General features: G+C 66.1%; 25 protein-coding genes and 2 pseudogenes. 19 read left to right on the top strand and 8 right to left on the bottom strand.

Going from position 1 to position 25,433, the window contains the following annotated elements; translation table 11 throughout:
- Positions 1-71 precede the first annotated feature (71 nt).
- Positions 72-755 (top strand): response regulator transcription factor, encoded by a 684-nt coding sequence (locus LFT49_RS01330; protein ID WP_237429497.1) that lies wholly within the window; start codon positions 72-74, stop codon positions 753-755.
- Positions 756-846: 91 nt separating this feature from the next.
- Here the strand turns inward: LFT49_RS01330 and LFT49_RS01325 are convergent, their stop codons facing one another.
- Both LFT49_RS01325 and LFT49_RS01320 read right to left on the bottom strand, forming a co-directional pair.
- Complete coding sequence (locus tag LFT49_RS01325) at positions 847-1,128, bottom strand: hypothetical protein (RefSeq protein WP_237429496.1); 282 nt, start codon at positions 1,126-1,128, stop codon at positions 847-849.
- Positions 1,129-1,258: 130 nt separating this feature from the next.
- Positions 1,259-2,713 (bottom strand): ATP-binding protein, encoded by a 1,455-nt coding sequence (locus tag LFT49_RS01320; RefSeq protein ID WP_237429495.1) that lies wholly within the window; start codon positions 2,711-2,713, stop codon positions 1,259-1,261.
- A 186-nt stretch (positions 2,714-2,899) separates the two neighbouring features.
- On the opposite strand from LFT49_RS01320, the gene LFT49_RS01315 reads away from it, so the two are divergent.
- The 12 genes and pseudogenes from LFT49_RS01315 (at position 2,900) to LFT49_RS01260 (ending at position 12,779) form a co-directional block, all read left to right on the top strand.
- Positions 2,900-3,238 carry a hypothetical protein gene (locus tag LFT49_RS01315; protein ID WP_011689707.1) on the top strand — a complete coding sequence of 113 codons (339 nt, stop codon included), beginning with the start codon at positions 2,900-2,902 and terminating at the stop codon, positions 3,236-3,238.
- 158 nt (positions 3,239-3,396) lie between these two features.
- Positions 3,397-4,719, top strand: a complete 1,323-nt coding sequence (locus LFT49_RS01310; protein WP_237429494.1) for an alpha/beta hydrolase — start codon at positions 3,397-3,399, stop codon at positions 4,717-4,719.
- A gap of 91 nt (positions 4,720-4,810) precedes the next feature.
- On the top strand, positions 4,811-5,548 hold the full coding sequence (locus LFT49_RS01305) for an ABC transporter ATP-binding protein (protein WP_237429493.1): 738 nt from the start codon (positions 4,811-4,813) through the stop codon (positions 5,546-5,548).
- The gene (locus tag LFT49_RS01300) at positions 5,545-6,447 is read left to right on the top strand and encodes an ABC transporter permease (RefSeq protein WP_011689704.1); all 903 of its coding nucleotides are present in this window, start codon (positions 5,545-5,547) and stop codon (positions 6,445-6,447) included. The genes LFT49_RS01305 and LFT49_RS01300 overlap by 4 nt, the downstream gene beginning before the upstream one ends.
- Positions 6,440-7,408, top strand: a complete 969-nt coding sequence (locus tag LFT49_RS01295; protein ID WP_237429492.1) for an ABC transporter permease — start codon at positions 6,440-6,442, stop codon at positions 7,406-7,408. The genes LFT49_RS01300 and LFT49_RS01295 overlap by 8 nt, the downstream gene beginning before the upstream one ends.
- 5 nt (positions 7,409-7,413) lie before the next feature.
- Positions 7,414-8,001: a hypothetical protein gene (locus LFT49_RS01290; protein WP_237429491.1), complete on the top strand. Its 588-nt coding sequence runs from the start codon at positions 7,414-7,416 to the stop codon at positions 7,999-8,001.
- Positions 8,002-8,184: 183 nt separating this feature from the next.
- Positions 8,185-8,853 (top strand): DedA family protein, encoded by a 669-nt coding sequence (locus tag LFT49_RS01285; protein ID WP_237429490.1) that lies wholly within the window; start codon positions 8,185-8,187, stop codon positions 8,851-8,853.
- A 225-nt stretch (positions 8,854-9,078) separates the two neighbouring features.
- Positions 9,079-9,405: a hypothetical protein gene (locus tag LFT49_RS01280; RefSeq protein ID WP_237429489.1), complete on the top strand. Its 327-nt coding sequence runs from the start codon at positions 9,079-9,081 to the stop codon at positions 9,403-9,405.
- Positions 9,402-10,082 (top strand): curculin domain-containing protein, encoded by a 681-nt coding sequence (locus LFT49_RS01275; protein ID WP_237429488.1) that lies wholly within the window; start codon positions 9,402-9,404, stop codon positions 10,080-10,082. The genes LFT49_RS01280 and LFT49_RS01275 overlap by 4 nt, the downstream gene beginning before the upstream one ends.
- Positions 10,083-11,044: 962 nt before the next feature.
- Positions 11,045-11,655: pseudogene (locus LFT49_RS01270) on the top strand (prolipoprotein diacylglyceryl transferase family protein); the annotation flags it as partial.
- A gap of 59 nt (positions 11,656-11,714) precedes the next feature.
- Positions 11,715-11,825 (top strand): annotated as a pseudogene (locus tag LFT49_RS22675) (recombinase family protein); the annotation flags it as partial.
- A 414-nt stretch (positions 11,826-12,239) separates the two neighbouring features.
- The gene (locus LFT49_RS01260; protein WP_237429487.1) at positions 12,240-12,779 is read left to right on the top strand and encodes a GIY-YIG nuclease family protein; all 540 of its coding nucleotides are present in this window, start codon (positions 12,240-12,242) and stop codon (positions 12,777-12,779) included.
- 68 nt (positions 12,780-12,847) lie between these two features.
- On the opposite strand, the gene LFT49_RS01255 is transcribed toward LFT49_RS01260, so the two are convergent.
- From LFT49_RS01255 to LFT49_RS01230, 6 genes are all read right to left on the bottom strand, one after another.
- Positions 12,848-13,588 carry an aminoglycoside phosphotransferase family protein gene (locus LFT49_RS01255; protein ID WP_237429486.1) on the bottom strand — a complete coding sequence of 247 codons (741 nt, stop codon included), beginning with the start codon at positions 13,586-13,588 and terminating at the stop codon, positions 12,848-12,850.
- A gap of 159 nt (positions 13,589-13,747) precedes the next feature.
- Positions 13,748-14,860 carry an IS110 family transposase gene (locus tag LFT49_RS01250; protein WP_237430447.1) on the bottom strand — a complete coding sequence of 371 codons (1,113 nt, stop codon included), beginning with the start codon at positions 14,858-14,860 and terminating at the stop codon, positions 13,748-13,750.
- Positions 14,861-15,542: 682 nt separating this feature from the next.
- Positions 15,543-15,695 carry a hypothetical protein gene (locus LFT49_RS01245; RefSeq protein ID WP_237429485.1) on the bottom strand — a complete coding sequence of 51 codons (153 nt, stop codon included), beginning with the start codon at positions 15,693-15,695 and terminating at the stop codon, positions 15,543-15,545.
- A 182-nt stretch (positions 15,696-15,877) separates the two neighbouring features.
- Positions 15,878-16,903: a DUF4192 domain-containing protein gene (locus tag LFT49_RS01240; protein WP_237429484.1), complete on the bottom strand. Its 1,026-nt coding sequence runs from the start codon at positions 16,901-16,903 to the stop codon at positions 15,878-15,880.
- A 563-nt stretch (positions 16,904-17,466) separates the two neighbouring features.
- A complete protein-coding gene (gene dprA, locus LFT49_RS01235; RefSeq protein WP_237429483.1) occupies positions 17,467-18,375 on the bottom strand; it encodes a DNA-processing protein DprA in 909 nt (302 codons plus the stop codon).
- A gap of 338 nt (positions 18,376-18,713) precedes the next feature.
- Positions 18,714-19,142, bottom strand: a complete 429-nt coding sequence (locus LFT49_RS01230) for a hypothetical protein (protein ID WP_237429482.1) — start codon at positions 19,140-19,142, stop codon at positions 18,714-18,716.
- A gap of 542 nt (positions 19,143-19,684) precedes the next feature.
- Here LFT49_RS01230 and bioB point away from each other — a divergent pair.
- Genes bioB through LFT49_RS01205 form a run of 6 tightly spaced genes read left to right on the top strand, consistent with a single transcriptional unit; the run spans position 19,685 to position 25,361 of the window.
- Positions 19,685-20,710, top strand: coding sequence for a biotin synthase BioB (gene bioB, locus LFT49_RS01225; RefSeq protein ID WP_237429481.1), 1,026 nt, complete (start codon positions 19,685-19,687; stop codon positions 20,708-20,710).
- Positions 20,707-20,946, top strand: a complete 240-nt coding sequence (gene bsaP, locus LFT49_RS22715; RefSeq protein ID WP_442863723.1) for a biotin synthase auxiliary protein BsaP — start codon at positions 20,707-20,709, stop codon at positions 20,944-20,946. Before bioB ends, bsaP begins: the two co-directional genes overlap by 4 nt.
- On the top strand, positions 20,943-22,304 hold the full coding sequence (locus tag LFT49_RS01220) for an adenosylmethionine--8-amino-7-oxononanoate transaminase (protein ID WP_237429480.1): 1,362 nt from the start codon (positions 20,943-20,945) through the stop codon (positions 22,302-22,304). Before bsaP ends, LFT49_RS01220 begins: the two co-directional genes overlap by 4 nt.
- A gap of 8 nt (positions 22,305-22,312) precedes the next feature.
- On the top strand, positions 22,313-23,470 hold the full coding sequence (locus LFT49_RS01215; RefSeq protein ID WP_188572788.1) for an 8-amino-7-oxononanoate synthase: 1,158 nt from the start codon (positions 22,313-22,315) through the stop codon (positions 23,468-23,470).
- Positions 23,467-24,144, top strand: coding sequence for a dethiobiotin synthase (gene bioD / locus LFT49_RS01210; RefSeq protein WP_188572738.1), 678 nt, complete (start codon positions 23,467-23,469; stop codon positions 24,142-24,144). Before LFT49_RS01215 ends, bioD begins: the two co-directional genes overlap by 4 nt.
- Complete coding sequence (locus tag LFT49_RS01205) at positions 24,141-25,361, top strand: cytochrome P450 (RefSeq protein ID WP_336886857.1); 1,221 nt, start codon at positions 24,141-24,143, stop codon at positions 25,359-25,361. The genes bioD and LFT49_RS01205 overlap by 4 nt, the downstream gene beginning before the upstream one ends.
- The last annotated feature ends 72 nt before the right edge of the window (positions 25,362-25,433 follow it).

Below are 25,433 nucleotides of genomic sequence, written 5' to 3'. Positions count from 1 at the left end.
TTCGACGTTTCTCAGGTTCCGCACAACAGGACTCCGGGATACTGCAACTATCAAAGGAAAGGGGTGCGGACATGCGGGTTCTGCTGGTCGAGGACGAAAAGATGCTGGCCGAGACGGTCCGGCGCGGGCTGGTCAACGAGGGGTTCGTCGTGGATGTCACCCATGATGGTGTCAGTGGTTTGTGGGCTGCGACGGAGAACCCGTACGACGTGATTTTGTTGGATCTGATGCTTCCGCTCAAGAACGGTTACGACGTTCTGAAGGAGTTGCGGGAGCGGCTGGTCTGGACCCCTGTGCTGATGCTGACGGCCAAGGACGGGGAATACGACCAGACGGACGCCTTCGATCTGGGAGCTGATGATTACCTGACCAAGCCTTTCAGCTTTATCGTCCTCGTTGCCCGGATCCGTGCCCTGATCCGGCGGGGCGCGCCGGAGCGGCCTGTCACCCTCACGGTGGGTTCGCTGACGTTGGACCCGGGCAGCCGCAGCGTGCGCCGGGGCGATACCGTCATCGAACTGACGGCCCGGGAGTACGGTCTGCTGCATTACCTGATGCGCAGCCATGGCCAGGTCGTGTCCAAAGCCCAGATCCTCGACAACGTCTGGGATCCGGCGTTTGAAGGCGGCGACAACGTGGTGGAGGTCTATATCGGCTACCTGCGGCGCAAGATCGATGCCCCGTTCGGGCTGCAGACCTTGGCCACGGTCCGGGGCATGGGGTACATGCTGGGCGCCGACCGGCCGGCCGGGTAAAAAACTCCGCCCTTGTCCTGATTGTCCTGGGTCCGTCGCGGTGCCTGAGGCCGCCTGCGGAGGTTCCGGCGCCGGTCGGGCCGGGGCTGGCTTAGGCGGTGCCGGCGTGGAACCGCCGGTGTGTGTGCGGGGCGGCTTCGCCGAATTCGAGTTCCTCCTCGATCAGCCGCTCATCGGTGTGGACTTCCTTGGGGTAGCCGGTGAGGACGTCCAGGTCAGAACCGCCGGGACGGTGAACTGCCGGGGCGGCAGTGTGGGCAGGTGTCGCCGGCGGCAGGATTTTTCCGTGCTCCGCCGCGGACGCCGAGCCCATGCCGAGGCTCAAAACGACGACGACCGCCAAAGCGGTGCCGGGTATGCTGCGAAGGTTCATGGGGACCACACTTCCTCACCGCTGCTGAGGAACCGCTGTGACGATCCGTCCCGCAACCCCGGCTTCCGCGGTCCGGATACCGCCGGCGCCGGGCCGGGGCTCCCGGATGGCTGCGAAGCCGGCCGGACACTTACGGGGTATCCGGCGCCCGCGGGTCTCCCGCCGTGACCGGGTCCTTTGGTTGGCGGGGTTCCGGTGCCGGGGCGAAGCCCAGTTCGAAGCGGCATCCGCCGCCGAGGGTCTCGCCGGTGCGGATCCAGCCGTGGTGGGCTGTCATGATGCCGGCGGCGATGGCCAGGCCAAGGCCGCTGCCGCCGCTTTCGCGGGACCGGCTTTGATCCAGCCGGACGAACCGTTCAAAGATCCGTTCCCGGTCGGCCGCCGGCACCGGCGGGCCGTCGTTATCGATCGTGATCTGTGCCCCGCTGCCGGTGTTGCGCAACGTGATGCCGATCCGGGACGCGGCGTGCCGGTCGGCGTTGTCCAGGACATTGCGTATGACCTGCCCCAGGCGCCGCGGGTCCCCGGTGATCCGGGAGGGTTCGAGGCTGGCTTCGATCCGGCGGGTGCTGGTGGAGCGCAACCGGCGGACTTCTTCGTTCAGGACATCGTCGAGGTCCACATCTGTAGTTTCCAGGCGCAGGCCGCCGTCGTTCGTTTTGGCCAGGGTCAACAGATCCTCGACCAGATACCGCATGCGGGCCGTTTCGCCGGCGAGAACGGTTTTCATGTGTTCCCACGTCGCCCCCGAGGCGTCGGCGGCGGCGATCTCCACACCGGCACTGAGAGTCGCGAGCGGGCTGCGGAGTTCATGGCTGGCATCCGAGACGAAGCGGCGCTGTTCCTGGTCCGAGGCCTGCAGCCTGCCCAGCATCATGTTCATCGTCTCCGCCAGCGCCTGGATCTCATCACTGGTCGGCGGGACGTCAACGCGGCCGTCCAGGTTCCGGGCGCTGATCCCTGCGACCTGGCCGCGGATCCGTTCAACCTGCCGCAGAGACCGGCCCACCAGCACCCAGACCGACACGCCCACAACTACCAGTAACAGCGGGGTGGCTCCGAGGATGAACCAGGCCACGGTGGACACCGTATCCGCCTGGACCTGCACCGTCGCGGCCACGACGACGGTGTAAAGGCGACCGCCGACGTCGGCGCCGGTCGCGACGATCAGGAAATCATCATCATCGCGCAGACTGGGCAGCCCGGACACATCCTGCGTGAGAGTCTGCCCGTGACCGGGCCGCAGGGAAGTGAGGGCAACCGTCTTCGCCGCCGGCACCGAGGCGGCAAAAACCGCCCCGCCGGGAGTAAGGATCTGCACATACTGGCCGGTGTGGGCGGTCGAGACAATGTATTGGCCCGCTTCGGCGACATCCTGCCCGGAGATCTGCGCGATCACATCCGCCGCCTGCCGCCGGGCGGCCGTTTCCGTTGAAGCGACCAGAGAGGTCTGCAGCAACACGAGCAGGACCAGCCCGCCCACGGCCAGAGCCGCCGCAACCACCAGAACCGCAGTTGCCGTGGCGCGCTTGCGCACACCCCACCGCGCGCCGCCGGCAGAGGGCAGAACCCGGTCAGCATCCATAATCCAAGGATGGGCCCGGCACGGTGCAGATACCAAACCCCTCCCGTGGCAGGGTACCGGATCCGGTTCAGCGGGATCTCAACCGGGTTAAGGGTCCTCTCAGGTCCCGCGGGACACACTGGATCCATAGCCCCCCGCACCGGGAGGCGCCGGCGGACCCGCAACCCGCCACGAAAGGAGCCGGACATGAACGTCAAAGACCTGAAAGCCAGGACAAAAATCGTCATCGTCAGCGCAGGAGTCCTCGGCCTGGCCGGACTCGGCATCGGGGCAGCAAACGCTGCCACCCCCTCCCCGTCACCGACCACCACCCAGTCCGTCACCGCGGATACCCCCACCCCGGGTGACACGGCCGACGCGCCGGGCACGGTGGAGAAGGCCACGCCCGGCGACGCCGCCGACGCCCCGGGCGCGGCCGAGGGAACCGAAAAGGCAGACGCCCCTGAAGCCCCCGGTGATACCGGACCGAACGTCGAACAGACCGGTGAGCACACAGATCCGGGCGACGCCCCCGGAACTCCGTAACACCGGGCACCCAGGGAAGAAACCAGCCGGCGCCACGGACCCCCCAGCCCTCACCCCCGGCATACCAGGACCCGCGAAGCACCCCGGCTTCGCGGGTCCTCCTGTCCCCGGTAACAAACCCCCGGCGTCCACAATGTCCTGACCTGTTAGAGGACCGCATGATCACCCTGACCGGAGTGGAGCTGTTGAGCGGGGCAGTCCCGGCCTGCACCGCTGTTGCTGCCGCGGCGGCCGCGCTCTTCCTGCTGATCCGCCGCCGGCGGCGCTGGTGGATGGCCACGGGCGGGGCCTTTCTGGCCGCGGCACTGCTGGCTGCGGGGACGGGCTGGGTTCTGGTCCACGCCGCGGGGGTTTCGGCCCAGGAGCTGCCGCTGCCCGTGACCGTGTGGATGGGGCTCGCGTACTGGGCTGTGCTGCTGGCCGGGCTGAACCTGGCCGGAAGCTCCCGGCGCCGCAGAATCCTGGCACCGGTGGCCATGACGGCGCTGATTCTGGTGGCGGCGTTACAAGTGAACATCTACTACGCCGCGTACCGGACCCTGGGTGACATGACCGGGGCCAGTACCGCCGCCATCGGGGCGCTGCCGCAGGCCGCGCGCGCGGTACCCCGCACCATGCCCGGGCCGGCTCCCGGCCCGAAGACCGGCCCGGTGGCCTCGACCTGGGTGAAACCGCCGGGGCTCCCCGCGACCGGGACGATAAGCTCGGTGCAGATCCCGGGTATCGTTTCAGGTTTCGCTGCACGCCCCGGGTACGTCTACCTCCCCCCGGCCTACCAGGCCCCGTCCCGGCCGGCGATGCCTGTCCTAGTCTTGGTGGCGGGCCAGCCCGGCTCACCGGCGGACTGGATCACCGCCGGAGGAGTAGCAACAACCATGGATGCCTTCGCAGCAGCGCACGAAGGGCTCGCCCCGGTTGTCGTCATCCCGGATGTCAACGGCTCGGCGCCGGGGAACACCATGTGCATGGATTCGAAGATCGCCAACGCCGGCACCTATCTCGCCACCGATGTTCCAGCGTGGATCAAGACCACCCTGAGAGTGGATCCGGTCCCGGCCCGCTGGGCGGTCGGCGGGTTCTCCTTCGGCGGGACCTGCGCCCTGCAGATGGCGGCACTGCACCCGGACATCTACCCTTCCGCGATCGACCTCAGCGGCGAAGCCGAACCCGCGCTGGGCCCGGACCGGTCCGCAACTATCGCCCAGGCGTTCGGCGGCAACACGGCAGCCTTCGATGCGGTCTCGCCCCTGAAGGTCCTGGCCGCCGGGCACTACAGCCACAGCAGGATCTACCTTGCCGCCGGGGCGCAGGATGGAACGTTCTCCGGATACCAGGCCCGGACCGCTGACGCGGCCGCCAAAGCCGGCATGAGCGTCAGGACCGTCCTGGTCCCGGGCCAGGGGCACTCCTGGGAGATCCCCCGACAAACGATGGGACCGGCCCCGGACTGGCTGGCTCCGGCCCTCGGCCTGAGCCGCTGACGCCCGGGGGCTCAAGAACGAGCGTCCGGGGTTCAGGGGTTCAGGCCCGTCCTCAGGTTTCTCTTACCGGCGTCGTCATAAGTTGCGGTGTATGACGGACATGGCAATCGAAACCAGCTCACTGGCTAAGGCTTACGGATCCAAGCAGGCCCTCCAGGCCCTGAGCCTCGAGGTACCTCGAGGGGAAATCTTCGGGCTACTCGGACACAACGGGGCGGGTAAAACCACCACCGTGAACATCCTGACCACCCTGCTGCCGGCTACGTCCGGCACAGCCCGCATCGCCGGCCATGACGTGGCCACCGGCGCTGACCTGGTGCGCCGCTCGATCGGTTACCTGCCGGAGAATGTCCAGTTCTACGACAACCTCACCCTCACCGAGAACCTGACGTTCTTCGCCAGGCTCTCCGGGATAGCGGCCCCCGCAGCCCGGATCGAAGCGGCCCTTGAGGCCGTGGACTTCACCGGCCACGGCCACGAGAAAATGTCCACGTTCAGCAAAGGGATGCGTCAACGCGCCGGCATCGCCCAGGCCATCCTGCACGAACCGGCGGTGCTGTTCCTGGACGAACCGACCTCCGGGCTGGACCCGCAAGGGGTGGCCAACCTGCGGGAAATCATCATCGGCCTCAACCAGTCACTGGGAATGACGGTGTTCATGAACACCCACCTCCTGGCCGAAGTGACCAAAACGTGCACCAGCATCGGAATCCTCAGCTCAGGGCGGCTGATCTACCAGAACTCCGTCGCGGCCACCCTCGGGGCCTTCCCCGACCAGGCATCCCTGGAAGACATCTACCTCCACATCGAAGCCGGCACCCCGTCATGAATCCCTGGGCCGCCACCGTCAGTCATGAACTGCGCAGCGCCGGACGTGAACGTCTGCCCCAGTTGCTCCTGGCCGTGTTTATCGGCATGACCGCAGTCTCGGCGTTCATCGGCTCGGCCGCGAAGGCAACCGTCACGAACGTGTACAACTCAGCCGCCGGCCAGGGACTGACAAGTGCCCCTAACCCCTTCGGCAACGTCCCGGCCCTCTACTACGCCCGCAATACCGTCATTTACATCCTCCTGATCGGGGCTCTCCTGGCCGTTGTGACCGGTGTGCAGTCCGGGATGCGGGACCGGCGTGCCCGGACGATCGACCTGGTCCTGACCCGGCGCCTGTCCCCGGCCGGGTACCTGGCCGCGAAATTTACCGGCATCAGCCTGGGACTCCTGGGCGTGCTGGCGGCCTCGGCGCTGATAAGCATGGCCTCCATCAGCGCGGTCACCGGCAGCATCCCGGCACCCGGCCAGCTGCTCCGGCTCACCGCCCTCTTTGCCCTGGCATGGATCTTCCTGCTCTTCTTCGTGGCCCTGGGCATGCTGGCCGGGCTCCACGCATCCAGCTACACCGCCGCGCTCCTGGTTCCCATCGTGGTCTGGAGCGTCATTATTTTCGTCCTGCCCCTGCTCGGCACCGCCGTTCACCCGGTCTCGCTGTTGAACCCGGTGACACCTCCCGCGGCCCCGCAGACCGGGATCTTCGCCGTCACCGGCTCCCTCACCGGCCCCCTGTCCCTCGGGGAGCAGTTCAAACACGTCGCTTCGATCCTGCTGCAGGACCCCCAGGCCAGCGGCACGATGACCGGCGGGATCATGGTCATCCTGGCCTTCCTCGCCGTCGGGGTCACCCTGATCGTCCTGACCGGCCGCGCGAGCATGCGAAAGGAACTCCATGACTAGCCTCCTCACGCTCTGCGGGAAGGAAATCCGGGACTTGTCCCGAAACCGTTCCATGCGGCTGCTGATCACCTTCCTGGCCCTCATCGTCGTGCTCTCCGTCCTCGTAGCGGCCGCAGACTTCCGTGCCAAAACCGCTGACTACACCAGCTACCTGGCCGCCCTCAAAGCCAGCGGCGGCACCGTCACCGCACCGCCCCCGGACCTCTTCCCGCTGCAGATGCTGCGGGCAGCGACGGAGTACCTGGAAATCGTCGGGGCACTCTTCGCCGTGATCCTCGGCTACGGACTGATCGCCAAGGAAAAAAACAACGGCACCCTGCAACTGATCTTCACCCGTCCCCTGGGACGCCACAGCTTCGCCGCCGGCAAAATCCTGGCCGCCTTCACCATCTGGGCCGCCGTCACCGCAGCCCTGTTCTCCGTCATCACCGGGGCCCTGCTCATCGCCGGCAACGCCCCCCTGACCGGCACAGACCTCACCCGACTAGTACTCGCCGCAGCCCACACCACCATCTACCTGACCATGTGGTCGCTCGCCGCGCTGGCCCTGGCCGCCCTCACCCGGACCCCGGCCACCGGCCTGGTACTGGCCCTGGTCCTCTGGCTCATCGTCGTTCTGGTGATCCCCCAGATCGGCGACACCATGGATCCGGACAACCAGATCCCCGGAGGGCTGTTCGCAAGCCTCCAAATCGACAAAGCACACGAGCACGCCGTTATGGCCAACTTCACCGGCTACGAAACAGCCCGCGACCTCATCGAACAAACCTCCCTCACCAAACAATACGAACGCCCCCTCTTCGCCTGGCTCGGTATCAAAAACCAATACAACCAACAGAGCCCCGCCTATGTATGGGCTCAGACCTTCAACCACACCCTCTGGCTCCTCGCCGGCTTCACCGCAGCAACGGGCTCCGCGGTCCTGGCCGCCACCCGGCACAAACTCCTCCGAAAGGCCTAAGAACAATGAAAACGCCCGCCCTTAAAAAAATCCTCCCTCTGGCCCTCATCGCCATCGCCATCCTGGCCGCCATCCTGATCTGGCAAGGGGCCTCCGGCCCCGGCAGCCCCACGGCCGGCACCACCGGCACCGCCGCGGCCGGCCCCGCAGCGACCGTACTTCCCGTGACAAAAAACCCCATCACCGCCACCGGGACCGCCACCGGACTGACCATCAGCAAGGCCAAGGCCGAAGACAACACCGACCCTCAAACCAACGCCGCAGTCCCGGACCGCCTTCAGTTCACCCTGAGCAACTCCACCCCCGCGCCGCTTACCGGCCTGGAGGTGTACTACACCATGAAAGACACCGCCACCGGACAGACAGAGTCCTACTACCAGAAACTCGACGGGCTGACCCTGGCACCTGATACGTCAGCGACAGTGTATTTCGACAACGCCACCGGCACCGGGCACTACCCGGAGAACAAATACAGCCTCTACCGAACCTCCACGAACGAAGTAAAAATCAACGTCGAAGCCGCCGCACCCGGACTCGCCCCGGTCACCGCCACCGCCACGAAAGCCAAAGGCACCGGAGAAAAAATCGACTAACCCCCTACCGGTCAAGCACTGGTGCAGGAATAAGACTCAGGACGCCCTCAGGAACCGCCAGCCATGCTGGTAGTACCGGAACGAAACCGCAGGAGGCACCATCATGCAGATCCCTACTAGCCCGAAACCGGCTGCCTGCCCCGGACCTCCGCGCCCGGCGGACCGACAGCAGAGGGCCAGCTCATGACCTGGATCATCGACGCCGTCCGCAACGCCGGGCCCCTGCCCGCCTACCTGATTATCAGTGCGCTGGTCTTCGCCGAAGACGCCTTCTTCATAGGTTTCATCCTGCCCGGGGAAACCGCAGCCGTCCTCGGCGGGGTCCTGGCCAGCCAGCACCACCTGCAGCTCTGGCTGGTCCTGGTCCTCGTCATCGCAGCCGCTATCGGCGGGGACACCGTCGGATACCAGATCGGACGCCGTTTCGGATCCCGAATCCTGGAAATCTCCTTACTCCAAAAACGCCGTGCCGGGCTGGACCGCGCCCGGGACCTGCTTGCCCGCAAGGGAGGATCCGCCGTGTTCCTTGGCCGGTTCACCGCGTTCTTCCGCGCTGTCATGCCCGCCCTTGCCGGGCTCTCCAACATGCCCTACCGCCGGTTCCTGGCCTTCAACATCGCCGGCGGCGCTACCTGGGGTGCCGCCGTGGTCCTCGCCGGCTACTTCGCCGGAAGCGCCTACCTCACGGCAGCCAAAACTTTCGGCCCCACAGCAACCATCGCCCTGCTGGCCGCCCTCACCGCCGCCGCGGCCGCGTGGTACGTTCGAAAAAGGACCAAAGCCAAACCTCCGGGCGGCCCAAAGCAACACCTCCGGCCGCCACGTATCGCCCGGCACGGCGGGACCACCTAAACTCCCGCCACGGGCCGGAGGCCGGCACCAGTCAAAACCTGCACAATTCAGGGATCGTCATCGATGACGCGTACAGACGGCCGCCGCAACTGACCACCCAAGCGCGGCAGGGACAGGCGACCGGCCGGCCGCACGGCCCCGCCCGTCCATGCGCGGACAAAAGATCAAAACCGATTAGCCGAAGCGTCCGCATCGAAGAAGAAGAAAAAGAAGAAGGATAACCCCATGAGTTCTCAGCAACCCCGGACTGCACTGACTGAGGCAAATGCCAGCCACGCAGAACGTGATGACGACACCTCCATGACACTGGACTCACAGGCGGAGGACATTATCCGGACCGTCCTGTCAGGAACGGACCCAACAGCCGCACCCGCCAGGCACCGGCTGCGCAGTCTGCTCGCCGTCCACCCCGGCGACCACATCGCTGTACTCAGACACCACCTGATCCAAACCCGCGCACCGCTGTCTCCGCCTCCGGACCGGGCCGCCGTAAACCAACGCCCGGAGATGCGTCCACGATTCATCACCACAACCGACGGGGAACGGCCATGACATTGCACCCGGAAACAGCACTCCGCCCCGGCTCCGCAGCAACCTCTCCGAACAGCCGCTACCGGCTGCTCTATCAAACGGACGGGAACCTCGTCCTTTATGGCCCCGACGGGCCCCTGTGGGACTCCGGGTCCAACGGCCGCGGTGCCGGGGCATGCATCATGCAGGCCGACGGGAACCTAGTCCTATACGGCCCCAATGACGAATACGTGTGGGACACCGAAACCGACAACAACCCCGGAAGCCGGCTCGTCATCCAGGACGACGGAAACGCAGTCATCTACCGGCCCGACGGTTCCCCGCTGTGGGCTACAGAAACATGCCAGCCGCCAGGCAGCGCCGACTCCCACGTCCTGCAGTCAGGATCAACACTCACCCCCACCCACGGAATCAGATCCGCCAACGGGCTCTACGGACTTCTTTACCAGACTGACGGGAACCTCGTCTTTTACGGCCCCGACGGACCCCTGTGGGACTCCGGGACCAACGGCCGCGGCGCCGGGGCATGCATCATGCAGCCCGACGGGAACCTAGTCCTCTACGGCCCCCACGACGAATACGTGTGGGACACCGAAACCGATAACAACCCCGGAAGCCGGCTCGTCATCCAGGACGACGGAAACGCAGTCATCTACCGGCCCGACGGAAACCCAACATGGGTAACGGGAACCCACTAAGGGCCGCAAGAGGGCGGCATTCCATACCCGTCACTGGCCCTGCGAACAAAATCGCCGGCGGCGGCCCGCCGGCAATCGTAGGGTGGAAAAGACACCCGCCTCGACCACATGGCCGCCAGGGCACCTCGCGCCAGGAAATCGAGCTCCAATCCGTGGCCCTGCAGGGGAGACGCGCCGGTACAGTCTGGAGGCTGACTCAGAGTGGAGTGCAGGAGCCGCTGGCCTTTGCCGCACGAACGATAAGTGGGCACAATTTCTGCTCCGAATGCGAAGCACAGCCACCGGCCTCCGGGCAGCCACAAAAATGCCGTAGTCACCGTCCACTGGAAAGTGGACGGTGCCAAAGTACACCACGTAGATTCGCGTGTATCCGATATGCCCTTCGGGGCCGGATCCCCGCCCCCAGGTGCAGGGTGCGGTGGAAGCCACTGAAGCAGTCCGGTGGAAAGAACGCACACGCGCAGAATGAGGCGATATGCCCACCTCACACATCACGCAATTTCTCCTGGAAGCAACAATTCCGGACCAGACTCAGGAACCCCTCGGGTCCGACTGCCTCTACGGGCTCTACACCAGCTGGTGCATTCTGCATCGCATCAGCCCCCTCGAGGCCCGCCACTTCCGCGACGCGCTCCAACACCACGGAGTAGAACCAGGCAAGACTCGACGAAGAATCGCAGGTCCCGCCGCCGCCGACTACATAATCTCCAGCTACCCGCCGTTTTCCAGCAACGCTCTATAACGACCACGTACCGGCACCACGACCGCGCACCGCTCGCCTGCTGACCCCCCCCCCCCCCCCACCCCGACATCGTCCGCGCCGCCGGCACGTTGGGCGGAGGCCACCGAGCGATGACAGGTTCCGCCGACTGATCAGCACGACAGCGGAACAATTACCGCCCGGCCGCGCCGAACCATAGGCTTAGCCTTCACGTTCCCCATTCACCATCCGGCAGGATGCCATGGCTGCGCAGGCTCCAACAGAGTCATTCATCCCATCACCGACCGTCAGTGCGTTCCATCTGGGACCGCTGACCATCCACTTCTACGCGCTGTGCATTCTTGCCGGCATCGCACTCGCCCTCTGGCTCGGGTCCCGGCGCTGGCAGCAGCGCGGCGGCCAACCGGGTCAGGTGCTGTGGACATCTGCCTCTGGGCGATTCCGGCCGGACTCATCGGCGGCCGGATCTACCACGTCATCACCGACCCCGAACTGTATATCCTCCCCGGTCGGAACCCGTGGAACGCCCTCGCCATCTGGGACGGCGGCCTCGGTATCTGGGGTGCCGTCGCCTTTGGCTGCGCCGGCGCCGGGATCGGCTGCCGCAGGCTGAAGGTCTCCTTCGTCGCTTTCCTGGACGCCGTCGCCCCCGGCGTCCTCTTCGCCCAGGCGCTGTGCCGCTGGGGAAACTGGTTCAACAACGAACTCTACGGCGACCCCAGCACCCTGCCATGGAAGCTCCAGATCCACCAGGTGGACCCTGCCTCCGGGATCGCCGCGACGGACGCGTCCGGGGCGCCTGTGGTCTTAGGATTCTTCGAGCCGACGTTCCTGTACGAGTCGTTGTGGTGCGCCTGGCGGGTGACTTCTAGCTCGGCGCAAAGTCCACTGACCGTTGTTTCGGGCTCGCCCTGGACATTGAGCGCGGAATTGGTTTTGTCAGCCTCACCGACTCGATCGACACCACCACCGCCTCCGGACGCTTCTTCTTCAACGTGATGGCCTCCCTGGCGCAGATGGAACGCGAGCTCATGGTCGAACGCACCCAGGCGGGCCTCCAGGCAGCGCGCGAACAGGGCCGGGTCGGCGGACGCAAGCGTGTAATGACTGAGGCCAAGATCCGCTCAGCTCGGAAGCTCCTCAGCTAGGGAACGCCGCCCAAGGAAGTTGCTGCCAGCCTCGGGGTCTCGGTGCCCACGCTGTACCGCTGGGTCCGGGCCTCGAACCCTGAAGCAGTTGCAGTCCCGCAGCTCGGTCTTTGGTGCAAACGACTGTTGAATAAATGCATGACGGTGCAGACGACTTCTGAAACTGACGAACGTAGCGGCGCGTTTCCTGGGCACGGTGATCGACCGTCTATCGGGCCCGCTGCGCAGGAAGGGTCAGCCTGACTCTCCCGCTCGTGTCTGCTATTTAGTTGACGATACTGTTGCGTCGTGACGAACAGCTATGACCAAAGCGATTTGAACATCTACGGTGCCGAGGATGACTTCGAGATGGACGCCATCCTCGATGCGCTGGACGAGGCGACTTCGTCGATAACGCTCGACTCCGCTGAGCCTGCGGGCAAGGATTGGAGTCGGCTCCTTGCGGCGCCGAGACGTGCTGCAAGTGGCCTGACCCGCGCGGATCTGCCGAATGAGCCGGGGGTTTACCTGTGGTCGCGTGGTGGGGTTCCGCAGTATGTCGGTACGGCGACGAGTCTGCAGAAGCGGCTCTCGACGCACCTTGGCGGAGGTGTGAGCCTTGCGGGATCTTCGTTGCGTCGGAATGTATGTGAGCTGCTGTTTCAGATCCCGCCCAATGTCACGGGCAATCCGAACCGGCAGAAGGTGACGACTGGGCAGGCGACAGCGATTCGGAGCTGGCTGCTGGGCTGTGATGTTTCCTGGCTCCGAGCGCGTACTGAGCGTGACGCTGCCGCGTTGGAGGCTCGGCTTCGGCATGTATTTCGGCCGCCGTTGAACCGGGTGTAGCCCTCAAGCTACGGACAGCGAGGCCATTCGCGCCTATCGGGCGATACCGCATCCCTAATCGTGCGTGTCTAGGTAGGTCCTGGATCGTGGAGTGATCCTGCCTCAAGCCGACGCGCGAAGTTCGACAGTGCGTGGCTTTGGAGCTTGCGGTCTGCCCCAAGCGCTGCGGCCGCCGCTACCTGCAGGGGTAGAGATGCGCGGTACACCTTCGCTCGTGCCAGCACGTCTGCGTCCACAATGTCCCCTACTTTGGCCGCGCCGTAAAACCCGATGAGGGGAGCAACATCGATAGCAGGGTCTGCCACACACGCATTGTCAAAGTCGATAAGGCCTGGTACGCCGCAGTCGTCCCACAAAATGTTGTGCGGACCGAAGTCACCATGGACGAGAGAAGCGGTCACCTCTTCCTCGAGACTCAGAACCTCCCGCACCACGATCTGGGCAGCTTTCCGCACGTGAGTGCCGGCATCTGCCGTGATGCGCTCAACGACGTCAGGCCAGGAGTCCCCGCCGCACCAGGAGCGTACGGGAGGCAACCCTGTCGGTAGTTGCGCGCATTGAAGGTCATTGAGGATAAGGGCAAAATCGTCCCGGACCTCGTGCCACGGCCGATCCGCCCTGTGGGCTCCCGCGACGACGGTGCACGCCATCGCAGACCAGGTGTCACCGGTCAGTGTCCGCAGGAGCGTCGGGATGCGGGTCTTGAGCCCGGAACTGCTCACGGCGAGGAGCGCAGCGCTCTCACGGGCGATCTGCGCCTCATGGTTAGAAGCAAACGACACGCGCACGACGCCGGTTGAACCCAGCACCGCGACATGATGAAAAGCTCCATGACTGTAGACGGGGCTCGTCCACCCCAACTCTGACCAAACACGCCGAAGAGCCGACCAAGCCGCGGAGGCGTCCCGCTCAAGAGTGCTCATATCCAGCAGTCTGCCATTACACCGAACGTCCCGCTGAGGGGTCCTTTAAGGGACACCACCTGAACCGTCTGCCCCCGCAACGTGGGATGAGGGCGGTTCCGCGGCGGCGTAAAGGGCGTTGAGTTGGCGGTAGAGGGTTCGGGCGATGTAGCGCTTGAGGGATCTGCGGATTTCGCGGTAGCTGCGGCCTTCTTGGGTGCGTTTGGCGACATAGTCCCGTGTTCCCGGGTCGTGGACCATCCGGGTCATGGTGATGGTGTGCAAGGCTCGGTTGAGGCGCCTATCACCGCCCCGGTTGAGCCTGTGCCGGACCGTGTTACCGCTTGAGGCCGGCAAAGGATTCACCCCTGCCAGGGAGGCGAAGGCAGCTTCGCTGCGAACCCTTCCCGGATGCGACCAAGCTGTCAGGACTGTAGCCACTGAGACAGCCCCGGCGCCCACCATCTCCAACAGCGGCGCCGCGGGGCTTTCCTGGATCAGCTCTGTCATGCGCTTCTGGTTCGCAGCCAGCTGAGTGGTCACTTCGAGAACGCGGCGCGCCAACCGAACTGCTTCCCCGCGCGCGATCGATAATTCGATCGGCTCCCGCCGTTCCCGCCATCTGGTGATCGTCGCGATCTGAGCAGGAACCAGAGGTTTACGAGCGTCGATTCCCAGATCATGTGCCCGGAGTAAGGCGAGGAGTGCGTTGGCATTCAATGTTCGGTCCCGGGTCAACTGATCCCGGGCCGCGCTCAGAATCCTGAGTCCGGCACGGGTTCCTTCATCCCGGCGCGGGGCTCGAAGCTGGGACTCCTCCAAGGCCAGGACAGCGGTTCCGATGGCGGCGGCGTCCAGCGGGTCGGATTTGCCGATCGCCCGGCGACCTCGGGCGTTCATCCGTGGAGCTTCGGCGAGGTCATAGCCGGCGTCGGTTACTGCCCGGGCCAGACGTGCCCCATAAGTGCCGATACCCTCAATCGCCCAGAGACACGCCATATCGCCGTCTGTCCGTCGGCCTACCCAGGCAAGTGCGCGGGAAATCCCTGCCGAGGTGGTCGGGAACTGCTCGCAGGCGACTTGTCGCTTGGTACTGACCTCGATGATGGCGTACGTGTGGGTGCGGGCGTGACAGTCCACGCCGATGACGAACGGGCGGGTCTGCGCAACGATGGTCAACGCTGCCACCCTCCTTCCTTTCGAACGGACAAGAACGGCCGCATGACGGCCGGCATTGAACCCGGCAAGAGTCACTTCGAGGCAATACTGTGATGAGCCACAACCTGCAAAGGTTGGGCAAGCTTCTAATCAAGCCAACGACGTGGGACAGGCCAACGCCGGCCGCTCCACCCAGTGCGGACAAGTCGGGGGAAACGCACCCTAAGGGGCAAGTTGTTTTTCGAGTCACGCACCAGGCAGAACGACCGGCACCAACACTGCCAGCTAGTCCCAGACCAACCACGTCAAGACTCACAGTTGTTTTGGCTGCTGGCGAAGCTTGCGGAGCTGTGGCCGACGGAGGCCTGTCTACCCATCGGGCAAGGGGCGGGAAATTCCCGGAGGAAATCAGCGACGAAGGAGCGCCGCAGGGACATTTCCTGCACCGCAGGCCCCGACGAAGGAGGGGCTAGACCGGCCGGAGCGGACACGTACAATCCGTCAGGACAGCAGCCAGAACTCTTTCAACAACCAGGGCCAGGGGCGGCGGAGCCCTGCGGAGCCGGCACTGGCCCCAACAGCCGGCCGCGCCAGCGGACGCCCTTTCAGCGGTTAAAGGGCTGAGGCAGGCCCCTTAGGGCCGGCCTCAGTTTTTCCCTCAGCAAAAGGAAAACCAGTGCTGCAGCGTCATCGCCGCGGAAATTTACAAGTCGAGCGGGGACTTCTCCCAGGAGATATCAACGATGGGCGCGCCTGGCTGCGGAATCGTCAACATCGAGAGCTCGAGGATGTCCTGGGCATGGGTCGCATCCGCAGGTGCGGCGTCGTCGTCCGTAAGGATGTACTCGTGGCTCATGTGCTGCCCCCAGGCTCTTAGTGGATGGTGTTCCTTTTCCACTGTAGCCCGGCGCCCAGCTGGTTCACGCTTGTGGTGCTGCGCCCGCGGCAGCGTGAGCGGCGGCCGGAGGAGCGAATGCGGGGGAGGCCGCCACCGCACCCAAGGGGCCGGACCGGTTTCCCGGCCCAGCCCCCACCCGTTTAGCGGTGCCGTTTGTAGGCTGTGTCCTGGTTCTTTGCGACGGGGGCGATGGTTCCTCGGCTGACCAGCTGGTCCATCAGTTCGGCGAGCCGGTAGCTCGGTGTGTCAGCCAGGGCGAGCTTGAAGTGGTCTCCGGCTACTGATGATTGGCCTTTGAGGTACGCCAGCCAGCCGATCAGGGTCAGCAGGGGCGCCCGGTACCCTTCGGGCGCGGCGTCGATGAGGTCGCGGGCGGTTTCCTGTGCCCGGTCCACGCGGTCCCAGTCCGGGGTGATCCCCTCGCCCACGAGCAGGTTCCCGCTTCCCTCGGCGTCCGGCAGCTCCGGGTCGATCACGTTGCAGAACAACGTGTCGCGCAGGTCGGGGCGCTGGAAGCACGCCAGCAGCTCCACCGCGGTCTCCGGGTCCATCCATCCGTCCCGGGTCAGGGCCTGGGCCCAAAGTTCCCGCCCCGGAGTCAGCTCCGCGCCGAGCACTCCCGGGAGCGCGTGACGGATCTGCTCCTCCCTGTCTTCCGGGCCAGCGAACGACGGATAGGTGGTGCCGGGCGTCTTTTGGTAGCTGCTTCCTCGGAACACCAGTTCGGCGTTCAGTTGCCCGTCGGTGATGGATTCCAGCGGTTCGGGCGGGCAGCATCCGGCGTCGCTGTCGCACAGCAGGTTTTGCCAGTGCGACGGGGTGACCAGCCAGGCGTCCTGCAGCGGCGTCCCTGCGTTGTCCAGCGCCTCGATGACGGCCTCGACGTGGTCGTGGAACGGGCGCTCCTTCCCGGGCGCGGGGGTGGTGGCCGTGTAGATCGCCAGCAGCACCGCCGTGGCCTGCGTGTCAAGTGCGAGATACTCCCTCATGGAGGCGGCGAAACTCGCGGGGTCCGCGGACGCGGGGGCGTCCACGCGCAGTGTCGCGCCGAGGGTCTTGCCCCGCATGGTCAGGAACACAAAGGATTCACGCGGTACGAACCCGAGGGAGTGCGGGATGAAACCGAGGATGTCGGCTGGGCTGGAGATGCGGATTGCGTCAGTCATGTTGAAAGTCCTTTGCTGAGGATTAGGTGGGTGGGGCGGCTGTGGTGACCGGCCAGCGTTCCCTCTCCCCCTTGTTGTTTTGGCTGCTGGCGAAGCTTGCGGAGCTGTGGCCGACGGAGGCCTGTCTACCCGCAGGGCAAGGGGCGGGAAAGTCCCGGAGGAAATCAGCGACGAAGGAGCGCCGCAGGGACATTTCCTGCACCGCGGGCCCCGACGAAGGAGGGGCTAGACGGGCCGGAGCGGACACGTACAATCCGTCAGGACAGCAGCCAAAACGGTAGACAGAACAGGGCCAGGGGCGGCGGAGCCCTGCGGAGCCGGCACTGGCCCCAACAGCCGGCCGCGCCAGCGGACGCCCTCTTCCTGGTGAGCGCTGCGAACCATCGATCAGCACCCCGGGTCTACTTTTCGGGCTCCGTGACTTCGGCGGCCGCGCGCCCCCGGTCATCGGCACTGCGTGTGCGAAATGGCGGTCCGCCGCCGCCAACCCCAAGCGGAAGCCGGCCATGACGGCGGACCGCCCGCGGTGACCGCCCCACAAAAGGGACGGCCACCTGACGGGCTTAGCCTGCGAGGAGTTCGGCCAGTTCGGCCGCGTCGGAGACCAGCACGGCCCCGCCTTCCTTCAGGAGCCGATGGCATCCGGCCGAGTTGGCGCTGTGCACGCTCCCGGGGACGGCCGCGACATGCCGGGCAATGGTCTCGGCATGGTGGGCGGTGTTCAGCGCCCCCGAGCGCCAGCGGGCTTCCACGACACAGGTCACCCCTGCGAGGGCGGCAATGATGCGGTTCCTCTGGAGGAACCTGTACCGGGTCGGGGCGGAACCGGGCGGCAGCTCTGAGAGGGTGAGGCCGTTGCCGCGGATCGCAGCAGCGAGGTCAGCGTTGCCGGACGGGTAGTCCCGGTCAAGGCCTCCGGCCAGTACCGCGAGGGTCGCCGGGCTCTCTCCGGTGCTTCCGGCCAACGCGGCCCGGTGGGCGTGCGCATCAATGCCGTAGGCAAGACCCGAGACGATGCAGATTCCACGTTGCGCCAAACCGTATGCCATGTCGCCTGTAACGGAGGCGCCATAGCTGGTGGAATCCCGGGAACCGGTCAGGGCCACGCACTGGGACGGTGCCGGGATGCCGTTATCGATGTTGCCCCGGTACCAGAGCCCGTACGGGGCGTCGGGCAGGTCGTCCAGGCCTTCCGGCCAGTGCTCATCCCCCGGGATGAGGAACCCGCCGCCCAAGCGTTCGATGGTAGCTAGGTCCTTTTCCGGGTCCAGCTCCGGTACCCGGGGCGCCCAGCGTTTCAATGCGTCGGCCAGTTCTTCGGCGGTGATTTCCGGGAGGGTGTGGGCGGGCTGCGCGCCGGTGGCAAGCCGCCGTGCGGCGTACGCGCCGAGCCTGCCCACGAGGGCCCGGCCGATGCGGTCTCCGGGTTCGAAGAGGCGGGTCAGGGCTGCGCGTGCAATGCGATCGTTCATGGTTTCTCTCGTCCTTTGCTGAGGATCCGGTGGGCGGGGCGGCTTTGGTGACCGGCCAGCTTCCCCCTCTCCCCCGGGCGTTTTTGCCTGCTGGCGGAGCATCGCGTAGCTGTGCCCGACGGAGCCGGGGCAACCCGAAGGGCAAGCAGCGGATGGGTTGTGGGAGGAAATAAGCGAAGCGCCGACACAAGGCATCGGCTGCGCAGCCGTCCGCAGGACAGTTGAGCCGGTGGAGCGGGCACGTACGATCCGCAGGAATCTCAATGATGTTGTCAACGGATATTGGCAGTGCTGCTCGGGTGTCCCGGCCGGTTGGTGGCCGGGACACCCGAGCGCTTCTAGTCCGTCCAGCCGGGGTAGGGTTTACGGTCCTGGTCGGGCAGTTCGGCGGCTGTGGTGGGGAGGTTGTCGGGGCCGTCGGACTGGCCGGAGGCCCAGTGGAAGAACACCTCGGCGGTGATCGCTTCGAAGCAGGCGTCTTGGGTCCGGAACCAGTGGGCGGCGGTGTCGCCCTCGACGTAGGTTCCGTAGCCGAACAGTTCCCCGTTCCGGTCCCGCGTGCGGGCGACGGCCAAGATGATGTAGGGCCACGCTCCGGCGTCCCAACCCTCGCTGGCCCAGTTCGGCAGCACCGACCACGCGGTGCCCTCGAGGGTGTCCATCCAGTCGTACCCGTCTCCTGTCCGGTCATCGGCGGGAAGGGCCGGGACGGTCACCGGTTCGGCGCTATCGGCTGCGGCCGTGCGGGTCATGATTTGGATACTCATGAGGTGATGCTCCGTTTCGCTCGGGCGGGGCGGGTGCCGGAAGTGCCGGTTTCCCTCTCCCCCACCATGTTTTTTGCCTGCTGGCGGAGCAGCGCGTAGCTGTGCTCGACGGAGCCGGGGCAACCCGAAGGGCAAGCAGCGGATGGGTTGGGTGAGGAAATAAGCGCAGCGCCGAATCCAAGACAGCCGTTGCGCGGCCGTCCGCAGGACGGTTGCGCCGGTGGGGCGGGCACGTAGGATCCAACGGACAGCCGCAAAAAAGAAAAAATGCTTGTGCTGTCCGAGCGCAGCGAGGACCTTTTCCTTTCCCGCCGCCTCTCAGCGTCCGACGTCTCCGTAGGGGGTTGGAGTCGAGCGATTCACGCAGCCTGAGCTCTTTCGGCACGGGGACCAGGGACCGGGGGTGCAGGTCACGTGGCAGTGAGGGCCGGTCCAAAGCCTCAACCACCCGCTTGTAGATACCCAACAAAATCGTGCCCTCATCGGAAGACTAGCCTCGGTTCTACGGCATACCAGCAACCAGGCAGCGCAAAGGACGATCAATGACGATTCAGGCAGATCCGGCACCTACCCGGTACGGGATTCTGGAAACCGCCCGCCGGCAGGTCCTCGAGGAAGGACACGGGTTGACGCAGGGCCAACTGCTGGAGGTGCTGCGCCTGCCCGATGAGGCCATCCCGGCGGCGCTGCAGCTGGCCCACGAGGTCCGGCTCAGGCACTGCGGTGAGGACGTCGAGGTCGAAGGCATCATCTCTATCAAGACCGGCGGGTGCCCGGAGGACTGCCATTTCTGCAGCCAGTCGGGGCTCTTCGATTCCCCCGTGCGGGGCGTCTGGCTGGACATCCCGGAGCTGGTCAAGGCTGCTAAGGAAACCGCTGCCACTGGCGCCACGGAGTTCTGCATCGTGGCCGCCGTCCGTGGACCCGACATCAAACTGATGAACCAGATCAAGTTCGCGATAGACCGTATCAACGAAGCCGTGGAGATCAACATCGCCTGCTCCCTGGGCATGCTGACCCAGCACCAGGTGGACCAGCTCGCCGCCTGGGGGGTGCACCGCTACAACCACAACCTGGAAACAGCACGCAGCTACTTCCCGCAAGTAGTCACCACCCACAGCTACGAAGAACGCCTCGAGACCTGCGCCATGGTCAAGGCGGCCGGCATGGAGCTGTGCTGCGGCGCCCTGATCGGCATGGGCGAATCCCTGGAGCAGCGTGCCGAACTTGCTGCCCAGCTCGCCGCGCTCGAACCCCACGAGGTCCCGCTGAACTTCCTGAACCCTCGCCCCGGGACTCCCCTGGAAAACCAGGGGATCATGGACGGCAAAGACGCCCTCCGCGCCATTGCTGCGTTCCGGCTGGCCATGCCCCGGACCGTGCTCCGCTACGCCGGCGGCCGCGAACTGACCCTCGGTGACCTCGGAACCAGGGATGGCCTGCTCGGCGGCATCAACGCCGTCATCGTCGGGAACTACCTGACCACCCTGGGTCGGCCCGCCGACGCGGACCTGAACCTGCTGGTCGAGCTGAACATGCCCATCAAGGAATTCCAGAAATCACTATGAAAACGGTCCCGGCTGCCGGGGGCGCGAACGGCTCGAGCAACGGCCCATTCTGCGGACACTGCGGGGGCCCCGACGGCGGCGGTCTCCCCGCGTCGGACGAGCACCGGCGCTGCGTCGAACTACTGACGCTGGAACCGCCACGCTACTGCGCCAACTGCAGGAGACGGATGAAGGTCCAGGTCACGCCGGCCGGCTGGAGCGCAGAATGTTCCCGCCACGGGGTGCTCATCCGATGACACAGGTATCGGCTCCGATGAGCCTGATCCAGCGGGACCGCGCACGCCTGTGGCACCCGTACGCCCCCGCGTCCCCCAGCCTCCCGTTGTGGGAGGTCGAGGCGGCCGACGGTGTGCGGTTGCGGCTCCGCAGCGAAGACGGCACACGCCATGAGGTCGTTGATGCCATGTCCTCGTGGTGGTCGGCGATCCATGGCTACCGCCACCCTGTACTGGACGCGGCCGGGAAGCGGCAACTCGATGATTTCAGCCATGTGATGTTCGGCGGACTCACCCATGCCCCGGCGGTGGAACTGGCCGAGCGGCTGGTGGATATGGCCCCTTCCGCACCAGGACGGTCACGGTTGGACCGGGTGTTCCTCGCGGACTCGGGTTCGGTATCGGTGGAGGTTGCACTGAAGCTGGCGGTGCAATTCCAGACCGCGTCCGGCCACCCCCGGCGGCAGCGGTTCCTGAGCATCCGCGGCGGATATCACGGTGACACCTTTGCGGCAATGGGGGTTTGTGACCCCGTGGACGGGATGCACGCCGCTTTCCCCGGTCTGCTGGCCGGCAACGTGTTTGCTCCCCGCCCCCCGGCCGCGGCGTCCGCAACCCCGGAAACGGTGCAGGCGTGGGCAGCCGAACTCCAGGCCACCGCGGCTGCGCATTCCGGGGAGCTGGCCGCGCTCATCGTCGAGCCGGTCCTCCAGGGCGCAGGTGGCATGTACCCCTACCCGGCCGAGTGCCTCACCGCGTTGCGGCAGGTGGCGGACCGGTACGGGCTGCTGCTCATTTTTGACGAGATCGCGACCGGGTTCGGCCGCACCGGCGAGCTGTTCGCCGCCGGTCATGCCGGTGTGGTCCCGGACATCATGTGCGTGGGCAAGGCCCTGACCGGCGGGTACCTCACCCTCGCCGCGATGCTCTGCACGGACGAGATTGCGTCAACGGTTTCCGGCGGGCAGGCAGGGGCACTCCTGCACGGCCCGACCTTCATGGGCAACCCGCTGGCGTGTGCGGTAGCCAACGCCAGCCTGAGCATCATCGACGGCGGCGGCTGGCAGACCGACGTCGCCCGGATCGGGGCGGGCCTGGCGTCGGGGCTGGCCCCCGCCCGGGGACTTGAGTCCGTGGCGGATGTCCGCACCGTCGGGGCCGTCGGCGTCATTGAGCTGCACGACCCCGTCGATGTCACGGCGGTCACGGCCGCGGCCATCCGGCACGGGGTCTGGGTGCGGCCGTTCCGGAACCTCGTCTACACGATGCCCCCGTACATCAGCACCGCGGCAGACATCGAACAGATCACCGCAGGCATGACAGCGGCCGTCGCCGAAGTCCATCAACGCGGCCCGGAACGCTCCGGAGTCCCAGCATGAGCACCTCGATGACCCAATGGCTCGAGCAGCAAGCCTCCGTCCGGGACCGCCGTGGTTTGGTCCGCCGCCCGCTCCCCCGCAACGCGGACGAACAGCTCATCGACCTGGCCAGCAACGACTATCTGGGCCTCGCAACGGATCCGCGGCTTGCCGAGGCCGCCGCGGCAGCCGTTTCATCGTGGGGTGCGGGAGCCACGTCCTCGCGGCTGGTTGCCGGAACCACCCGGCTGCATCTGGACCTCGAGCAGGAACTGGCCACGCTGGCCGGTATGGAGACGGCACTGGTGTTTTCCTCCGGCTATCTGGCGAACATGGGTGTGATCACTGCACTCGGCGGTCCGGGGACCCTGATTGTCGCGGATGAACACTGCCATGCCTCGATGATCGACGGATTTCGGCTCAGCCGCTCCCGCACCGAATCGTTCACCCACAACAGCGTGGAGGACGCCGGCCGGCTGCTCGCGGACCGGCTGGAGCCGCGCGCACTCATCGCCGTTGAATCCCTCTACAGCGTCCTTGGTGACGAAGCCCCGCTCGCTGGTCTGCTGGCCCTGGCCGGGCAGTACGACGCGGCGCTTCTGATCGACGAGGCCCATAGTCTAGGTGTCACCGGTGCCGGCGCCTTTCAGGGCCGCGGCTCGGTGGCCGGGACGGCCCTTGCCGGGCATCCGAACGTGATCGTGACCGCGACGCTGTCCAAGGCCCTGGGCAGCCAGGGCGGGGCGGTCCTGGGATCCGCGTTGCTGCGGGAACACCTCGTCAACCGTGCCCGAAGCTTCATCTTCGACACCGGCCTGGCGCCGGCCTCTGCAGCGGCGGCCCTCGCCGGGGTGCGGATCATCCGGGATGAACCTTGGCGGGCCGGATCCGTCCGAAGCAATGCTGCGGCCCTGGCCGCCGGACTCGCCCCGGCCCTTGCAGCCCGCGGCGCTGAGGTCGAGCACGGGGCGGGGGCGGTCCAGTCCATTCCTATGCCGTCGGCCGAATCGGCCCTGGCAGCCACCGGGGCCGCGCGCACCGCCGGCGTTCGGATCGGCTGCTTCCGCCCCCCGTCCGTTCCGGACGGGATTTCCCGGCTGCGGCTCACCGCCCGGGCCACCCTTACACCTAAGGAAATCGAAGACAGCTGCGCCGTACTGCGCAGCATTTTGGAGGAACTTCCATGAACCTGCCCGGCATCATCATGATCACCGGAACGGACACCGGCGTCGGCAAGACCATCACAACGGCGGCCCTCGCCGCCGCCCTCCACGAACAAGGGCGCAGCGTCGCGGTCTACAAGCCCTGCCAGTCAGGAGCCGCCGTCGGCGATTCCGACACAGCCGAAATCATCCGGCTCGCCGGCGACGTGACAGCAGAAACCGGGGTGGTTCTCCAGGAGCCATTGGCGCCCGTCGCGGCAGCCGCCATCGATAAAACACCCCTGCCCCGGGTGGCTGCGCACGCCGGGAGGGTCCGCGAGCTGGCCGCCTCCCACGACCACGTCCTGGTCGAGGGCGCAGGCGGCCTGCTGGTGGACCTGGATTCCGACGGCTGCACCCTCGCGGACCTCGGCTCACTCCTGGCAGCGGCATTCGTGGTCGTCGCGCGGCCGGACCTTGGCACCCTGAACCACACCGCTCTGACTCTCGAAGCGCTGCAAACACGGGACCTGCAGGTCCTCGGCGTAGTGCTGGGAAGCTGGCCAGGCAACCCAGGCGTCGTACACCACACCAACCGACAGGTGCTCGGATCCCTGCGGGTGCGTTTTCTCGGCGCCCTCCCTGGGCATGCCTCCGAACTGTCCCCGCCCGCTTTCCGTACCGAAGCAGCCGCCTGGCTGAACGGTCTACCCGCATGAACCCGACCCCAACGACCACCGGACCCGCGCAGCCGCTGGCAGAAAGCCCGGGACAGTGGCAGAGCTCTGAGCAGCCGCGCTGCCCGTACATGGTGGTGCGTGATCCGGATATGGTCCGCGAAGTGCTGCACCGACCGGATGTTTTCAGCCCCGCGAACGCCCTCGTCGCGGTCACGCCCCTGGCTGGGCCTGCCCTGCGCGTGCTGCAGCGTGTTCGCTTTGCGTTGCCTCCCGTGCTCGCCAGCAACGACACCGACACGCACGCCGGGATCCGTAAGATCGTGGCAGGGTTTTTCACGCCCGCCACGGTCGCGGCCATGGAGCCGCGGATCCGGGAACTGGCACAGGAAGCGGCACGGAATGCCGCAGACCAGCTCGTGAGGTCCGGGCCTGTGGACCTCGTCCAGACGGTGGCGGCGTTCCCCCCGGCAATTGTCATGCTCGAACTCCTCGGGCTGCCCGTACGGGACCTTGCAGACCTCAAACGCTGGAGTCTTGACTCCATGGAGCTGTTCTGGGGCTGGCCCGACGAAGCCCGGCAACTCGAACTCGCCCACAGCGCGGCGGAATTCTACCTCTGGCTGCGCAAACTCGTCGCAGAATCCCTGACGGCACCGGGATGCAACCTCTTCAAATCCCTCGCCGAACACGGCCTGTCAACCCCCGAAATCTGCTCGCTCGGCTATTTTCTGCTCATCGCCGGACAGGAAACAACCACCCAGCTGATTAGCACCACCCTGTTCCGACTCCTTGAAGAATCCAACCCAGTGGACTGGAAGGACGCCGCATCCGGGGAAGGCTCCAGGAGCGCGGTCCGACACGTGCTCGCCACTGAATCATCAGTCCCCACCTGGCGCCGTGTCGCCGCACACGATACCAACATCGCCGGCTCGCAGATTTCGGCGGGCACGGAAATCGTCCTCGAACTGAGCGGCAACCACACCACGAGACCAGCCCAAACCCGAGGTTCCTCGCCCCGAACGCAAGAGGCCCAGCACAAACCACCCACCACATACGGCCTGGTTTTTGGCTCGGGGATCCACCGCTGCCTCGGTGCCAAACTCGCAGAACTCGAGGCCGCCATCATTGTCCAGGAAACCGCCATATCACTTCCGCGAATACAGCTCCGGGACGTGAATCCAGACTGGATCCGGCTCCTGTCATTCCAAGCCCCCCGGACAGTTGTCGTGGCAGCCCAGCCACTCGGACCGCACTGACTTTGCTCAGAGGAACGAAATCGGCGGAATTCAAAGGTCCTACCGCCAGCGACGTAACCAAACACCAGGGAC

This window comes from Arthrobacter sp. FW306-06-A (assembly GCF_021870055.1).
Lineage (GTDB): Bacteria > Actinomycetota > Actinomycetes > Actinomycetales > Micrococcaceae > Arthrobacter.
This window is presented reverse-complemented; position numbering and strand designations above follow the sequence as displayed.

Coding starts and splice junctions, on each gene's coding strand:
- LFT49_RS01285 (WP_237429490.1), top strand. CDS start 8,185: ATGACCTGGATCATCGACGCCGTCCGCAACGCCGGGCCCCTGCCCGCC.
- LFT49_RS01295 (WP_237429492.1), top strand. CDS start 6,440: ATGACTAGCCTCCTCACGCTCTGCGGGAAGGAAATCCGGGACTTGTCC.
- LFT49_RS01215 (WP_188572788.1), top strand. CDS start 22,313: ATGACCCAATGGCTCGAGCAGCAAGCCTCCGTCCGGGACCGCCGTGGT.
- LFT49_RS01245 (WP_237429485.1), bottom strand. CDS start 15,695: ATGAGCCACGAGTACATCCTTACGGACGACGACGCCGCACCTGCGGAT.
- bioB (WP_237429481.1), top strand. CDS start 19,685: ATGACGATTCAGGCAGATCCGGCACCTACCCGGTACGGGATTCTGGAA.
- LFT49_RS01305 (WP_237429493.1), top strand. CDS start 4,811: ATGACGGACATGGCAATCGAAACCAGCTCACTGGCTAAGGCTTACGGA.
- LFT49_RS01330 (WP_237429497.1), top strand. CDS start 72: ATGCGGGTTCTGCTGGTCGAGGACGAAAAGATGCTGGCCGAGACGGTC.
- LFT49_RS01320 (WP_237429495.1), bottom strand. CDS start 2,713: ATGGATGCTGACCGGGTTCTGCCCTCTGCCGGCGGCGCGCGGTGGGGT.
- LFT49_RS01275 (WP_237429488.1), top strand. CDS start 9,402: ATGACATTGCACCCGGAAACAGCACTCCGCCCCGGCTCCGCAGCAACC.
- LFT49_RS01240 (WP_237429484.1), bottom strand. CDS start 16,903: ATGACTGACGCAATCCGCATCTCCAGCCCAGCCGACATCCTCGGTTTC.
- dprA (WP_237429483.1), bottom strand. CDS start 18,375: ATGAACGATCGCATTGCACGCGCAGCCCTGACCCGCCTCTTCGAACCC.
- bioD (WP_188572738.1), top strand. CDS start 23,467: ATGAACCTGCCCGGCATCATCATGATCACCGGAACGGACACCGGCGTC.
- LFT49_RS01315 (WP_011689707.1), top strand. CDS start 2,900: ATGAACGTCAAAGACCTGAAAGCCAGGACAAAAATCGTCATCGTCAGC.
- LFT49_RS01205 (WP_336886857.1), top strand. CDS start 24,141: ATGAACCCGACCCCAACGACCACCGGACCCGCGCAGCCGCTGGCAGAA.
- LFT49_RS01230 (WP_237429482.1), bottom strand. CDS start 19,142: ATGAGTATCCAAATCATGACCCGCACGGCCGCAGCCGATAGCGCCGAA.
- LFT49_RS01280 (WP_237429489.1), top strand. CDS start 9,079: ATGAGTTCTCAGCAACCCCGGACTGCACTGACTGAGGCAAATGCCAGC.
- LFT49_RS01220 (WP_237429480.1), top strand. CDS start 20,943: ATGACACAGGTATCGGCTCCGATGAGCCTGATCCAGCGGGACCGCGCA.
- LFT49_RS01300 (WP_011689704.1), top strand. CDS start 5,545: ATGAATCCCTGGGCCGCCACCGTCAGTCATGAACTGCGCAGCGCCGGA.
- LFT49_RS01290 (WP_237429491.1), top strand. CDS start 7,414: ATGAAAACGCCCGCCCTTAAAAAAATCCTCCCTCTGGCCCTCATCGCC.
- bsaP (WP_442863723.1), top strand. CDS start 20,707: ATGAAAACGGTCCCGGCTGCCGGGGGCGCGAACGGCTCGAGCAACGGC.
- LFT49_RS01325 (WP_237429496.1), bottom strand. CDS start 1,128: ATGAACCTTCGCAGCATACCCGGCACCGCTTTGGCGGTCGTCGTCGTT.
- LFT49_RS01310 (WP_237429494.1), top strand. CDS start 3,397: ATGATCACCCTGACCGGAGTGGAGCTGTTGAGCGGGGCAGTCCCGGCC.